Origin of the sequence: Sciscionella marina DSM 45152, from assembly GCF_000379465.1 — a bacterium.
GTDB lineage: Bacteria > Actinomycetota > Actinomycetes > Mycobacteriales > Pseudonocardiaceae > Sciscionella > Sciscionella marina.
Window position 1 is genome coordinate 681,600 of the sequence record NZ_KB905392.1, and the last position, 12,430, is coordinate 694,029.

At 69.0% G+C, this 12,430-nt stretch carries 13 protein-coding genes and 1 pseudogene; 9 read left to right on the forward strand and 5 right to left on the reverse strand.

Translation table 11 applies throughout. The annotated features are described in order from the left end of the window. The first annotated feature begins 78 nt into the window (after nt 1–78). From A37U_RS0120340 to A37U_RS52650, 6 genes and pseudogenes are all read left to right on the forward strand, one after another. Nucleotides 79–1,731: a serine/threonine-protein kinase gene (locus tag A37U_RS0120340; RefSeq protein ID WP_020498514.1), complete on the forward strand. Its 1,653-nt coding sequence runs from the start codon at nt 79–81 to the stop codon at nt 1,729–1,731. Between the two features lie 88 nt (nt 1,732–1,819). Next, nucleotides 1,820–2,602 (forward strand): purine-nucleoside phosphorylase, encoded by a 783-nt coding sequence (locus tag A37U_RS0120345; RefSeq protein ID WP_020498515.1) that lies wholly within the window; start codon nt 1,820–1,822, stop codon nt 2,600–2,602. Between the two features lie 10 nt (nt 2,603–2,612). Then, nucleotides 2,613–4,253 (forward strand): phospho-sugar mutase, encoded by a 1,641-nt coding sequence (locus A37U_RS0120350; protein ID WP_020498516.1) that lies wholly within the window; start codon nt 2,613–2,615, stop codon nt 4,251–4,253. A gap of 87 nt (nt 4,254–4,340) precedes the next feature. After that, nucleotides 4,341–4,478: a type II toxin-antitoxin system Phd/YefM family antitoxin gene (locus tag A37U_RS53765; RefSeq protein ID WP_020498517.1), complete on the forward strand. Its 138-nt coding sequence runs from the start codon at nt 4,341–4,343 to the stop codon at nt 4,476–4,478. Next, a pseudogene (locus A37U_RS52645) lies at nt 4,475–4,714 on the forward strand (Txe/YoeB family addiction module toxin); the annotation flags it as partial. The gene A37U_RS53765 and the pseudogene A37U_RS52645, both read left to right, overlap by 4 nt. A gap of 42 nt (nt 4,715–4,756) precedes the next feature. Then, nucleotides 4,757–5,209, forward strand: coding sequence for a flavodoxin family protein (locus A37U_RS52650; protein WP_026197416.1), 453 nt, complete (start codon nt 4,757–4,759; stop codon nt 5,207–5,209). Nucleotides 5,210–5,214: 5 nt separating this feature from the next. On the opposite strand, the gene A37U_RS0120365 is transcribed toward A37U_RS52650, so the two are convergent. After that, nucleotides 5,215–5,862 (reverse strand): TMEM175 family protein, encoded by a 648-nt coding sequence (locus A37U_RS0120365; RefSeq protein ID WP_051111697.1) that lies wholly within the window; start codon nt 5,860–5,862, stop codon nt 5,215–5,217. Between the two features lie 23 nt (nt 5,863–5,885). After that, complete coding sequence (locus A37U_RS0120370; protein ID WP_026197418.1) at nt 5,886–6,410, reverse strand: DUF6790 family protein; 525 nt, start codon at nt 6,408–6,410, stop codon at nt 5,886–5,888. A gap of 57 nt (nt 6,411–6,467) precedes the next feature. Here A37U_RS0120370 and A37U_RS0120375 point away from each other — a divergent pair, with 57 nt between their 5' ends. Beyond that, nucleotides 6,468–6,899: a MarR family winged helix-turn-helix transcriptional regulator gene (locus tag A37U_RS0120375; RefSeq protein WP_026197419.1), complete on the forward strand. Its 432-nt coding sequence runs from the start codon at nt 6,468–6,470 to the stop codon at nt 6,897–6,899. A 221-nt stretch (nt 6,900–7,120) separates the two neighbouring features. On the opposite strand, the gene A37U_RS0120385 is transcribed toward A37U_RS0120375, so the two are convergent. Then, on the reverse strand, nt 7,121–7,864 hold the full coding sequence (locus A37U_RS0120385) for a helix-turn-helix transcriptional regulator (RefSeq protein WP_026197420.1): 744 nt from the start codon (nt 7,862–7,864) through the stop codon (nt 7,121–7,123). A 55-nt stretch (nt 7,865–7,919) separates the two neighbouring features. Here A37U_RS0120385 and A37U_RS0120390 point away from each other — a divergent pair, with 55 nt between their 5' ends. Then, entirely contained in the window at nt 7,920–9,086 is a 1,167-nt protein-coding gene (locus A37U_RS0120390) for an MFS transporter (protein ID WP_026197421.1), read from the forward strand. On the opposite strand, the gene A37U_RS0120395 is transcribed toward A37U_RS0120390, so the two are convergent. Beyond that, a complete protein-coding gene (locus tag A37U_RS0120395; RefSeq protein WP_020498525.1) occupies nt 9,059–10,045 on the reverse strand; it encodes an aldo/keto reductase in 987 nt (328 codons plus the stop codon). The two genes, A37U_RS0120390 and A37U_RS0120395, sit on opposite strands and share 28 nt — an antisense overlap. Continuing rightward, nucleotides 10,042–10,443, reverse strand: coding sequence for a MerR family transcriptional regulator (locus tag A37U_RS0120400; RefSeq protein WP_020498526.1), 402 nt, complete (start codon nt 10,441–10,443; stop codon nt 10,042–10,044). The genes A37U_RS0120395 and A37U_RS0120400 overlap by 4 nt, the downstream gene beginning before the upstream one ends. Nucleotides 10,444–10,548: 105 nt before the next feature. Between A37U_RS0120400 and A37U_RS0120405 the strand changes: the two genes are divergently transcribed. Further along, nucleotides 10,549–12,426 (forward strand): glycoside hydrolase family 43 protein, encoded by a 1,878-nt coding sequence (locus A37U_RS0120405; RefSeq protein WP_020498527.1) that lies wholly within the window; start codon nt 10,549–10,551, stop codon nt 12,424–12,426. The last annotated feature ends 4 nt before the right edge of the window (nt 12,427–12,430 follow it).

Consider the following 12,430-nt stretch of genomic DNA (forward strand, 5'->3'; position numbering starts at 1 on the left):
TGATGGTACTGGCGGGTATTCAGGACACGGGTGTGACTCTGGTCCCGATCTGCGCGCACATTCGGGCACAATGTCTCCGTGACCGATTCCGAAACCCGGCTGATCGGCGGCCGTTACCGCCTGGGGGAACGCCTCGGTACCGGCGCGATGGGCATCGTCTGGTCGGCCTACGACGAGCTGCTGTACCGCAATGTCGCGGTCAAAGAGGTGCAGCTGCCCGCGGGCATGCCGGACGACGAGGCGGACGCGGTGCGCGAGCGGACCCTGCGTGAGGCGCGCGCGGTCGCCGCACTCAACCAGGCGAACGTGATCACCGTCTTCGACGTGGCGGTGACCGACGGGGCTCCGTTCGTGGTGATGGAACTGGTCACCGGCCGCAGCCTCGCCGGTCTGCTGCGCGCGAGCGGGCCACTGGACGAACAGGCCGCCGCGCTCATCGCGGACGCGCTCGCCGCGGCACTCGGCGCCGCGCACCGCACCGGGATCACCCACCGGGATGTGAAGCCGGGCAACGTACTGCTCGGGGACGGCGGCCAGGTCCGGCTCACCGACTTCGGCATCGCGCGCAGCGTCGCCGAGTCCACCATGACCCACACCGGGATCATCCTCGGCTCACCGGCCTATATCGCCCCGGAGATCGCGGAGGGCGCGAAAGCCGCACCCGCCGCGGACCTGTGGAGCCTCGGCGCGACCCTGTTCGCCGCACTGACCGGGCGCCCGCCCTATGAACCGGACGGCGGGATCGTCGCCACACTGCACCAGGTGGTGGACGGGGAGGTACCCGATCCCGAGGTGGACGGCCCGCTCGGCGAGGTGGTGCGCGGGCTGATGATCAAGGATCCGCAGGCCCGGCTGTCCCTGCTCGAGATACGCAGACTGGTGCACCCGCTGCTGCCCGCTCCGGGTGAGTCACTGTTCGATCTGGCCAGCCCGGATCCGGAACCGGTGCCGATCCCCGCCCCCACTCCCCCGCCCAGCCCGAAACCCGGGACCGAGGCCGCCACCGCTGCACCGCTGGCCGGTGATCCGGGACCGCTGCCATTCACCCCGAGCGCCCCGGCATCGCAGCCGAAGCACAGCCGGACCCCGATGCTCGTGGTCGCCGCGATCGTGCTGTTCCTGCTCGCCGGGACCGGCACCTTCGTCGCCGCGCGCACCATCGGCGGGCAGAGCATCCTCCCCCAGCCCCGGGTGGTCGCCGCGGACGCGCCGACGCGGCCGATCGGGGAACTCATCCGCCAGGAGGGACGGGCACAGACGCTGAACGGGGCCCGTGGCGGCGGATTCTCCATCATGGTGCCCAAGGGCTGGCCGACCTTCGTCGAACAGCGCACCGACACCCGGCTGCCCTCGGCCGCGGTGGTGCACTTCCTCAGCGAGGACGGCCAGCAGGAGATCACCGTGGAGCGCTATCCCCGGTTCTTCCCCGCGCACACGATCTCCGACTACCTCCGCAGCATCCGCGAGGCCTGGCCGGCAGGCGATCTGTCCACGCAGCGTGCAAAATCCGGGGACAGCAGCGAATTCATGTACCGCACGGTGGAATCCGGCCAGGCCGACGGGCAGCAGGGCGCCGCGAGCACCGACCTCGGCCGCACCGTCTACGCCAAAGCCACGCGGGACGAATCGATCCTCTGGGTGGTCAGCGTGCACGTGCCGACCGAGCAGGAGGACAAGGGCCACCAGCAGCTCTATCAGCGGATCGCGCCGACATTCCGCGCCGAGGACTAGCGAGCACATCCGAGCGCTCCATGTCCTGCCGCGCAGCCACGACGAGAGCTATCGGACGCACTCCGAGCGTGGCCTAGTATTGCCCGGCGTGACTAGCGAAGCAGAAGCCGCGGCGGTCATCGCCGAGCGAACGGGCATCGAACGACACGACATCGCCGTGGTCCTCGGCTCCGGGTGGCGCCCGGCCGCCGATGTGTTCGGCACCCCGGACACGGAAATCCCGCTCGCCGAACTCCCCGGCTTCCTCGCCCCCACGGTTACCGGGCACGGGGGCACGCTGCGCTCGGTCACCCTCGGCGGCACGAAGGTGCTGATCGTGCTCGGCCGCACCCACCTCTACGAGGGCAAGGGCATCGATCCGGTGGTGCACGGGATCCGTACGGTCGCCGAGGCCGGAGTACGCGCGATCGTGCTGACCAACGCCGCGGGAGGACTGCGCGAGGACATGAGCGTCGGCCAGCCGGTGCTCATCTCCGATCACCTGAACCTGACCGCGCGCAGCCCGCTCACCGGAGCCGCGTTCACCGATCTCACCGACCTCTACTCGCCACGCCTGCGCGAGCTCGCCACACAGATCGACCCCAGCCTCGCCGAGGGCGTCTACGCGGGCCTTCCCGGTCCGCACTTCGAGACGCCCGCCGAGATCCGGATGCTGCGCACGCTCGGCGCGGACCTGGTCGGCATGTCCACCGTGCTCGAGGCGATCGCCGCGCGCGCCCGCGAACTCGAGGTGTTCGGGCTCTCCCTGGTCACCAATCTCGCCGCGGGCATCACCGGGGAACCACTGGACCACCACGAGGTGCTCGCCGCCGGACAGGCCGCCGCGGAACGCATGGGCACGCTGCTGCGCGAACTCGTGCAGCGGGCATGAAGGATCACCCATGATTTCGCCGGATCTGCGCAAGCGCACCACGACCTGGATCGCCGAGGACCCCGAGGAACGGACCCGGGAGGAACTGACCCGGGTGCTCGCGGACGCGGTCGCCGGGGTTCCCGGTGCGGCCGAGGACCTGGAATCGCGGATGGGTGAACCGCTCACCTTCGGCACCGCCGGCCTGCGTGCCCCGGTGCGCGCCGGGGTCAGCGGGATGAACGTGGCCGTCGTGGTGCGCACCACGGCCGGGATCGCCGAATGGCTGCACGGACAGGGACTTTCCGGGCGCACCGTGGTCGTCGGGCGGGACGCACGGCACGGTTCGGAAGCCTTCGCGCACGCCACCGCCGAGGTGTTCGCCGCATCCGGGTTCGACACGCGGCTGCTGCCCGGCCCGCTGCCCACTCCGGTGCTCGCCTACGCCGTCCGGACGTTCGGTGCCGTGGCCGGGGTACAGATCACCGCCTCGCACAATCCGCCCGCGGACAACGGTTACAAGCTCTACGACGGCAGCGGGGCGCAGATCGTGCCACCGGCCGACGAACGCATCGAGGCGGCCATCGGCGCGGCGCGGCCCGCCCGCTCGGTGCCGCGCGCGACGAACCACACCGAGGTCGGCCCGGACCTGCTGGAGTCCTACCTCGACGCCTGTGCCGCGGTGCGGCGGAACATCGAACCCGGCCCGCGGATCGTGCTCACCCCGATGCACGGGGTCGGCGGCCGGGTCGCGGTCGATGCCTTGGCGCGCGCCGGATTCACCGATGTGCACCTGGTCGGCGCGCAGGCCGGACCGGACCCGGACTTCCCCACGGTCGCCTTCCCCAATCCCGAGGAACCCGGGGCCGCGGACCTGCTGCTCGAACTCGCCGCGGAACGCGAGGCGGACCTGGCCATCGCGCTCGATCCGGACGCCGACCGATGCGCGATCGGGGTGCGCGACGCCGGGGGCTGGCGGATGCTGCGCGGAGACGAGACCGGCGCGCTGCTCGGTGAGTACCTGCTCGCCACGAACACCAGCCCCGATCCGCTCGTGGCCACCACCATCGTGTCCTCGGGTCTGCTCGCCGGGATCGCGCAGCGGCACGGGGCCCGCTACGACGAGACGCTCACCGGGTTCAAATGGCTCGTGCGCTCCGGGGACGGCGCGGGCACCGGACTGGTCTACGCCTACGAGGAAGCGCTGGGACTGTGCGTGGACCCGGATGTGGTGCGCGACAAGGACGGGATCTCCGCCGCCGTGTTCGCCGCCGACCACCTCGCCCAGCTGCGTGCCGCGGACCGCACCGTCCCCGAAGCGCTCGACGAGCTCGCCCGCAGCCACGGCGTACACCTGACCGGCCAGTACTCCCCGCGGTTCACCGACCTGAGCGAGCGCGAGGCCATCATGCGGCGGTTGCGTGCCGAACCGCCCGGCGAACTGGCCGGGACCGCCGTCGCGTGCACCGACCTGCTGCCGCGTACCGACGGGCTGCGGATCACCGGGGAAGCGGTGAAGGTGGTCATCCGTCCCTCGGGCACCGAGCCGAAACTCAAGTGCTACGCCGAGATCGCCCTCCCGCCGCGCGCGGACCTGGACTCGGCCAAGGCGGAGGCCGCCGAACGGCTCGAGGCACTGCTGACCGCGCTCGGCGAACTGCTTGCGAGTTGAGATTGCCGACAATCCAGGACCGACGTACGCGGAGACGACGAACCGAGTGATCGAGGATCGCGAGGAGGCCGTCATGAACCGGTCGTCATGGTCGCCTTGGATGAGTACGAATCCCTCAAGGAAACGGCGTATCTGCTCCGTAGCCCGGAGAACGCGCGGCGACTGGCGGCCTCGATCGCCGAACTGGAACGCGGCGAAGGGGTCGAGCGAAAACTGCTCGAATGAGAATTACCTTCAGCAGCCATACCGGGGAGGAATACCTGCACTGGCAAACGGCTGACCGGAAGATCCTCGAGCGAATCAACGCATTGATCGCCGATATCACTCGCAACGGGAACGAAGGGATCGGCAAACCCGAGCCGCTGCGCTACGAGTACAACGGACACTGGTCGCGCCGGATCACCGATGAGCACCGCCTTGTCTCTCGCCTCGTCGAGGACGAGATCCGGGTTGCCACATGCCGGTATCACTACACCGTTGACCGGAACTGGCAGGCTGGGGCCATGTCGACCCTGCTCCTGATCCACCACACCCCCTCGCCCTCGATGCAGGCCATGCTCGAAGGCGTGATCTCCGGGGCGAGCACCCCCGAGATCGAGGGCGTCGAACTGGTCCGGCGCGCCGCGCTCGCGGTGACGGTCTCCGATGTCCTGGAAGCCGATGGATATCTGCTCGGCACGCCGGCCAATCTGGGCTACATGAGCGGGGCGTTGAAACACGCCTTCGACACGATCTACTACCCCTGCCTGGATGCGACGGCGAAGCGTCCCTACGGCCTGTTCGTGCACGGCAACAACGACACCGTCGGCGCGGTCAAGGGCGTCGAAACGATCACCACCGGCCTACAGTGGGAGCGGACGGCCGAACACGTGACGGTGACCGGTGACCCGAGCAAGCAGGACCTGGAGTCCTGCTGGGAACTCGGCGCGACCCTGGCCGCGACGCTGAGCCCGTAACCGGGTCATTTCCCGGCACGCCCCTGGATACGGCGCGCGACGGTGAGCACGATCGGCGCCGCGAGCCAGCACAGGTACGCACCGGTGCTCTCGGTCAGGAACGCGACCGGAACGGAGACCGCGAACACCGCGACCAGGCAGATGCTGCGCACCAGGTTCTGCGCGAACACCCGGAGCGGGCCGTCCGCACGGTACAGATGCCGGCGCCGGATCTCCCGGATGATCAGCGCGGTCGAGGCGGAGGCCAGGACCTGCACGATCGCGTACAGGCTGAACCGGAGCGGAAAGGCGCCCTGGGCGGTGATCACCCGGGTCGCGAACGGCATCAGCACCTGCATGAACAGCCACAGCAGGGTGAGGGTGGTCAGCCGGCTGTTCAGCGCGCGGACATAGCGGAAGATCTCGTGGTTGGCGCGCCAGTGGGCGGCGATCACCACGAAGCTGAGCACGAAGGCCAGGTACTCGGTGCCGTGGGCGGATACCGACCGCAGCATGGCCGCGGTGGTGTCGCCGGTGGGCACGGGAAGGTCAAGCGCGAGCAGGGTGAGCGCGATCGCGATCCCCGCGTCGACGAACATGGTCAGCCGCTTGGCCGCTTCCGCCCGCGCTTCACCGGTCTCGCCTTCGGGTGTGTTGTCGATGTGTGTCGTCATGATGCCGAACAGCTCCCGCGGCCTCAGGCCGCGATGTCCGCGGCCGGCTGCGGATCGGCCGCCAGTCGCCGGGACCACACGGCCAGGATGATCATTACCGCCGGGATCAGCAAGTCGTTGACCAGCACTCCGCCGGTGTTCCCGGGCGCGTGGTCACCGTTCGCGAACCACTGGTAGAGGTGCCCGAGCACCGCTCCCCAGAGGAACATCCCGCCGCCGATCCCGATGGTGATGCGTTCGCGCGCGGATGCCGACGCGGCCCGGAAACCCATGACGGCCAGCCCGAGGTTGGCGAAGGCGATCTCGAACATGAACGGCGTCCGGTCGAAGCCGATCGCGGTGGCCATGACGTTCGGGACACCGAGGAACGCGACCGTCATCCACAGGCTGCCGCAGCCGAAGGCGCCGATGGCCCACCAGCGCTGCCAGATCTCCAGTGCCTGCAGGCGCGATTGGGCGTGCCGGGCCCGGATGAAGGCACCGATGGCCGGCACCACGATCCAGATCAGCGGGAAGGCGGACTGTGCGAGGTAGGAGAAGTTGTCCACGGCGTCCATTCTTAACTGGTTAATATTAACTAGTCAAGAATCGGGTACAGTGATGTCGTGGACGAAGGACTCGCAGACTTGCTGCATCGCGTGGTCATGTTGCTCGGCGAGGCGACCAGGCGGCGCACCGATGACACCGACGGCCTGACCTACAGCCAGATACGGTTGCTGGGCACGCTGGAGGACATCGAACCGGCCACCCAGCATCGGCTCGCACAGGCGCTCTCGGTATCCGATCCGGCGATCAGCCGGACACTGCGGCCACTCGAGGCGGATGGGCTGGTGCAAATCACCGCCGACCCCGAACACGCGCGGCGGCGGCTGGTCCGGCTCACCGAAACCGGCCGGAATGCCTTCCACAGCGCGGGAAAACCGCTCTACGACGAGCTCCGTACCGGGCTCATCGCCGCGGGCTTCCCCTACGAGCGCTACCTCGAGGACACCCTTCGGCTGGCCGAGATCCTCGCCGCCGACCGAGGGCGCCCGTAACCGGCTAGCTGTCGCCGATCTGTGCCATCGCCGCTCGTGCGCGGGAAAGGACGGTCGCGACCGGGCGCTGGATCAGTCCGGCAAGCCGCTCCCGATCCTTCGCGGCCAGGGCGTCGAGTATCAAGCGAAACTGGACTTTCGACTCCCCCCGGGCGCATCCAGCCCGGAATGGAACTGGTCAAGGCGCACGTCGAGGCACGGCCCGGTGATTCCCATCGCGCTCAGAACTCGGCACGGGTCCTGCGTCCCGGCGTGTACCCCATGACGCGCCGGAACGCCTCGATGAACGAGCTCGGGGTCGCCCAGCCGCAACGGTGCGCCACCGCGGTGACCGGCTGATCCTCGGCGAGCAACCGCAGCGCGTGGTACATCCGCAGCTGGGTGCGCCACTGCGGGAAGGTCATGCCGAGTTCTTCGCGGCACAGCCGGGAAAGGGTGCGCGCGCTGCTGCCGAGCGTGGTGGCGAACCCGGTGAGCGAGCGCGGATCGGCCGGATCCCGGTCGAGCAGTGCGCCGAGTTCGACCAGCCGGGGATCACTCGGCGCGGGCACGTGCAGCGGGCGCTCCGGGGAATCGCGGAGCTGATCGGTCAGTACCGCCCGCAGCCGCAGCGTCGCTGGGCTGGTGTCCTGCGGGCGGGCCGAACAGGTGATCAGCAGTTCGCGCAGCAGCGGACGGACCGCGACGACGACCGGTTCAGCACCGGTCAGGGCGTCCTGTGGGAGCCCGACGGTGTGCAGCACGGTCTGCCCGTAGGCGCGGTGTTCGTGCACGGTTCCGGCGGGAATGAGCACCGCCCTGGTGGCGGGCGCGATCCAGGCGCCAGCCGAGGTGGCCACGGCGAGCACGCCCGTGCTGGCGTACACGATCTGGTGTTCGTCGTGATAGTGCGCGCTGACCCCGGACCCGCCGGTGAGCGAACGGGTCACGGTGAGAGCGACGGGGCGGTGGCGAGTTTCCGGCACAACTCGGCAGAATATCGGAAGCGGCCGCCCCCGTCCGCGTTCGATGATCGAGATCATGCGTGTTCTCCGCGGGATCGTCCCGGTCGCCGGTCTCTCCTTCGTCCATCTTGTCGACGACATGTATCAGGGCGCGGTGCCCGCCCTGATCCCGTTCCTGGTCGTCGAACGGCAGTACACCTACGCCGCGGCGACCGGGATCACCGTGGCGGCCACCTTCCTGTCCTCGGTGCTGCAGCCGCTGTTCGGGGTGCTCACCGACCGGCGCAGGCTGGCGTTCCTGATTCCCTCCGGGGTGGCCATCGCCGGGATCGGGATCGGGCTTTCCGGGCTCGGCCCGCACTATGTGTTCACCTGGCTGGCGATCGCGCTCTCCGGGATCGGGGTGGCCGCGTTCCACCCGGAGGCGAGCAGGGCCGCCCGGGTCGCCTCGCACGGATCGGCGCGCGGGATGAGCTGGTTCGCCCTCGGCGGCAATATCGGCTTCGCGCTCGGCCCGCTGCTGGTGACCGCGGTGCTCACCGGCGGAGGGCTCACCGCGACCCCGCTGCTCGCGATCCCCGCGGTGGCCACCGGTCTGGTGGTGGCACTGCTCCAGCGCCGGAGCAGGGACGCGGTGGCGAAGAAGACGACCGAGACCGACAGGGTCGACGACTGGAGCTCCTTCCGCTGGCTCACCGGTCTGGTGATGTGCCGCTCGATCTGCTTCTTCGGGGTGAACTCGTTGCTGGCGCTGTTCCTGACGAAGAACCTCGGGTTCACCGAGAGCACCGGCAACGCGGCGCTGACCGTGCTGCTGGCCACCGGCGCCGCGGGCACTCTGCTCGGTGGCGCGCTGGCCGACCGCTACGGGCGGGTGCGCACGGTGCGGCTCGGCTACCTGCTGATCGTGCCCGGGCTGCTCGCGCTGCTGTTCGCCCCGAATGCGGTGGTGGCCTACCTCGCCGCCGCGCTACTCGGCTTCGCCCTCTACATTCCGTTCAGCGTGCAGGTCACACTCGGCCAGGACTACCTGCCGAACCGGATCGGCACCGCGAGCGGGGTCACCCTCGGGCTGGCGGTCAGCGTGGGCGGGATCGTCACCCCGGTGTTCGGCCTGCTCGCCGACCACGCGGGGCTTTCGACCGCGCTCGCCGTGTTGCTCGTCTTCCCGGTGGCCGCACTGGCGATCTCCACCCGGCTACCGGACACCAAGCCTCAGGTCCTGTCCACCACCGCTTCTTGAGCGGCCGGGTGGCGCGCCCCGGAGAACGCCTCGGCCGGGGCGACCGCCTCGATCGCCGCGATATCGGCGCCCGAGAGCTCGATCTCGGCCGCGGCCACGTTCTCCTCCAGATAGCGCCGCCGCTTCGTCCCGGGGATCGGCACCACGTGCTCTCCCCTGGCCAGCACCCAGGCCAGCGCCAGCTGCCCGGCGCTGACCCCGCGTTGTTCGGCGAGCTCGCGCAGCGCGGCCACGATGCGCAGGTTCGCATCCAGGTTCTCCCCGGTGAATCGCGGGAAGCGGCTGCGCGCGTCGTCCTCGGCGAACCCCGAGCCGGTGATCGAGCCGGTGAGAAATCCGCGACCGAGCGGGGAGAACGGCACGATCCCGATGCCGAGTTCCGCGCAGGCGGGCGCGATCCGGGCTTCGAGCTCCCTGGTCCACAGGCTCCATTCGCTCTGCAGCGCGCTGATCGGATGCACCGCGCTGGCGCGCCGGATCGTCCCCTCGCCCGCTTCCGACATGCCGAGCGCGCGCACCTTGCCCTCGGTGACCAGTTCGGCCATCGCGCCGATGGTGTCCTCGATCGGCACGTTCGGATCCACCCGATGCTGGTAGTACAGGTCGATGTGGTCCGCCCCGAGCCTGCGCAGCGAGGCCTCACAGGCCGAGCGGACGTATTCGGGTGCGCCGTGAACGGCCAGCTCGCCCCCCACCGTTCCGGTGATGCCGAACTTCGTGGCGAGCACGACCTGGTCCCGGCGATCGGCGATGGCCCGCCCGACCAGGCGCTCGTTCTCCCCGTCGCCGTAGAAATCCGAGGTGTCGAGCAGGTCGACGCCCAGTTCGAGGGCACGGTGAATCGTGGCGATCGACTCGCGCTCGTCCCGCTGCGCCGAGTCGTAGGCGTGGCTCATCCCCATGCAGCCGAGCCCGAGCGCGGACACCTCGAGCGCGCCGAGTTTCCGGCGTGCGATCATGCTGGTACCTCCGTGACTTTCCGTTGCTTGTCCTGGAATTTCTCCTCGATCCGCTGATAGTTCTCGATCTTGTAGTCGAGCACCTCGAGGCAGGTCTGGAGTTCGGCGATGTGCGCGTGCACACTGGCCCGCTGGCGCACCAGGATCTGTTTGCGCAGCGCGGCCGTGGCCTCCCCGTCCTGCGCGAGCTGGGCGTATTCGCGCATGAGCCGGATCGGCATTCCGGTGGTGCGCAGCTTGGTGAGGAACACGAGCCAGTTGATGTCCTCATCGGAGTAGGTGCGCCGTCCCCCGGAATCCCTGGCCGGCGGAACGACCAGTCCGATCCGTTCGTAGTAGCGCAGCGTGTCGATGGACAGCCCGCACGCCTCGGCGGCCTGTGCGATTGAGTACGTCACGAATCAACCGTAGGAGCTTGAGTGCACTCCAGGTCAAGCACACTGGCATCGATCAGCGGTTGACAGACGAGGTGACCGGGGCAATCGTGGTTCGTCGTGCACCGAATGCGCGCGGGCCTCGTCTCGCTTCTCGCCGTTCTGCTCCTCGCGGCACCGCTGGCCGCGCCCGCCTCGGCTGCCGGTCCCCGCTCGAACGCCACCTTCTACAACGACGCGAAGAATCCGGCCGCGGACCCCTTCGTGCTGTGGGACGAGCGCAGCGGCTCCTACTACGCGTACTCCACCGAGGGCGCCGATCCGGGCTACCACTTCGCCATCTACCGCTCCCCTGACCTGGCGACCTGGGAACGCCTGCCCGGCGGGGCGCTCTCCGCGCAGGGGCAGTGGGGGCACGACTGGTTCTGGGCGCCCGAGGTCTACCACAACGCGAAGACGGGGAAATACTTCCTGTTCTACGCGGCACGCATGAACAAGAACGTGGCGGAGAATTTCACGTTCGGCGATTTCGAGGAACCGTGCAAGCTCGGGGTCGCGGTCGCGGATTCGCCTGCCGGGCCATTCCACAACATTCAGGCCGGACCCCTCGACTATTTCCCCTATGATCCGGATTATCACGATGTCAACCGGATCATGGACAGCACGCAGAAAAAGCCGCCCGCCACCCACGCGGAAGGGCAGACCGCACCGCGCGGAACCTACATTCCGATGATCGATCCGAATGTCTTTTTCGACAACGGCCGGATCTATCTGTACTTCTCCCGGAACGCCTACCGGAACTGGGTGTGGGACGAGGACCTCGGCAAGTACGTCGAGGAATCGAACATCTACGCGGTGCGCCTGGATTCGGCGTGGTGGAAGGATCCGCGTGGCAAGACCATGCCCCGTATCGCCCCGGGCTATGTCAACGCGAACAAGCGCGGTGATCACGGGGCGCGGCGCCGCGACGGCTACACCCCGATCCTGAACTACGGCTCGGACAAGCAGTCCTGGGAGAACGCGCACGTCGACGATTACGCGAAGACCAACGGAGAGAAGAAGGACCGCCGCTGGGAGGAGGGGTCCACCACGGTCAAACGGATCGTGCACGGCAAACCCGTCTACTACCTGACGTATTCTGCGAACAACTACGAGAGTCCTTCCTACGGCGTCGGGTACGCGACCGCACCCAGCCCGCTCGGCCCGTGGCGCAAGAGCGCAGTGAACCCGATCCTGTCCCAGAATCCCTCGATCGGCATGTACTCCACCGGGCATGGCAGCATCATCGGCTCGCCGGACGGGAAGCAGGAGTACTACGTGCATCACGCGCGCCCGAGCGACACCGCGGACCGCGCGCTCTACACCGACCGGATGCGACTGGATCCGGATGGACAGCTGAGTATCGAGGCGCGAACCGGGGACACCCCGCTGCCCTCTGGGTCCGGGCCGCTGCGCATCGAGGCGGACCGGGCGATCGCGACGAGTGGAAAGGGGCTTTCCTGGCGGGTGCGCAGCGCACCGGGTGCGACGTTCCCGCTCGGAAACCCGCAGAACCGGGTGCGCGCCGAGTCCTTCGGTCCCGATCCGGTGCGGCTGGACGAGACCGCAGCCGACGGGGCACGGGTCTCGACCACCGGTGGAGTCGGCGGGCTGCGGCTGAGCTATCAACGCAGGCACGCGGCCGGGGACTACTACACCGTGCGGCAGAACGGGAAACCGCTGAACACCAGTGTTCCGGTCGCGGCATGCACCCAGCGGATCAGCGGCACTCATCCAGGCCCGCTCACCGTGCGCCACGGGATCACCTGCGTGGAGAACGCGCGCATCGCGGGACCCGTGCACGTCGCACCCGGCGCCTCGCTCGTCGTAGTGGACTCGACCGTGCTCGGCCCGGTCACCGCGAACCGTGCGGGCGCGTTATGGCTGACCGGTTCCCGGGTGCTCGGCCCGGTACACGCGAAGGCGGCGGGCTGGACACACACCGAGAACAACCGAATACTCGGCTAGGGGC